Annotated in this window: 2 protein-coding genes; both read right to left on the bottom strand. The window is 30.4% G+C overall.

The window, feature by feature from the left end; genetic code table 11:
* Positions 1-12: 12 nt before the first annotated feature.
* Positions 13-717 (bottom strand): ATP-binding cassette domain-containing protein, encoded by a 705-nt coding sequence (locus QP860_RS10540; RefSeq protein WP_004167023.1) that lies wholly within the window; start codon positions 715-717, stop codon positions 13-15.
* Positions 705-1,167 (bottom strand): ATP-binding cassette domain-containing protein (locus QP860_RS10535; protein ID WP_284912800.1); only part of this gene is annotated, 463 nt, incomplete at its 5' end. The genes QP860_RS10535 and QP860_RS10540, both read right to left, overlap by 13 nt.

The following is a 1,167-nucleotide window of genomic DNA, read 5'->3' as shown; positions in this document are numbered from 1 at the left end:
GTTTGATCATTTCTATCTCCTTTGCAATTTTCCTTCTCTAAATATTTTTCCTTTCTTTATTTCTATGATATAATCTGAAATCTGTTTTGCTTGATTTATATCATGAGTGATAAAAATATAAGAAATACTATGCTTAGATTGATAATAAAAAAGTAAGTTTAATACTTTTTCAATCGTCAGTAAGTCAAGCCCAGCTGTAACCTCATCTAGTATTAAAAAATCAGGATTAACCATAAGGGCTCTTATGAGCGACAATCTTCTTTGCTCACCTCCAGATAGTTGGTGAACGGGCACATCTAATATTTCCTTTTTTAAATGTAAATCCTCGCAAAATAATAATACCTTTTCCTTTCTTTCCTTTTTCGACAAGTTTGTTAAATTAATAAGCCCTTCTTCCAAATTTTTAAAAGTGCTTATACCAGGATTTAAAGTACCAGATGTATCCTGGAAAACAGACTGGATATTTTTTCTATATTTTCTTATTTTTTTTAATTTTAATTTTGAGATATCTACAGAATCATAGAGTATAGATCCTTCATCTATTCTTTCTAATCCTATTAATGCTTTTGCAATGGTGCTTTTACCAGATCCGCTTTCACCAATTAAACTTAAGTTATCTCCCCTTTTAAGTGAAAAGGAAATTTGATCTAGAGCTTTAAATGTCCCCTTTACTGTTTCAAAAGAAAGACTAACGTTACTCATAGCTATTTCGTCCACTCCCATTCACCTCCAGAATCTAATATCTTCTGACTACATTCAACAAATTTTCTTGTCCATTCCTCTTTAGGACTTTCAAATATATCTTTACTACTCCCCTTTTCTATAAGGCATCCATTTTCTATCACATAGATGTAATCGCTATATTTTTTAAGAATATCAGCCTCGTGTGTTATTAACAAAATTCCTTTGCCTTTGAAATTTGCTTTAATCAATTCAAAAAATAATGATGAGTTATAATTGTCTAAGGCTGATGTTGGTTCATCAGCAATTATATAATCAGTATTTAGTCCCATAGATATCGCTAAAATAACACGCTGAATCATGCCTCCAGAGAGTTCAGTTGGATATGAATCTAAAACTCTTTCATATTCAAGATTGACGCTTTTGAGCTTATCTTTTGCTATACTTAATGCTTCTGATTTATTTACATTAAGATTAGCAATATAT

It is taken from the genome of Aerococcus sp. UMB1112A, from assembly GCF_030230715.1.
Taxonomy (GTDB): domain Bacteria; phylum Bacillota; class Bacilli; order Lactobacillales; family Aerococcaceae; genus Aerococcus.
The sequence above is the reverse complement of the archived record's forward strand: the minus strand, read 5'-3'. Positions and strand labels throughout refer to the sequence as shown.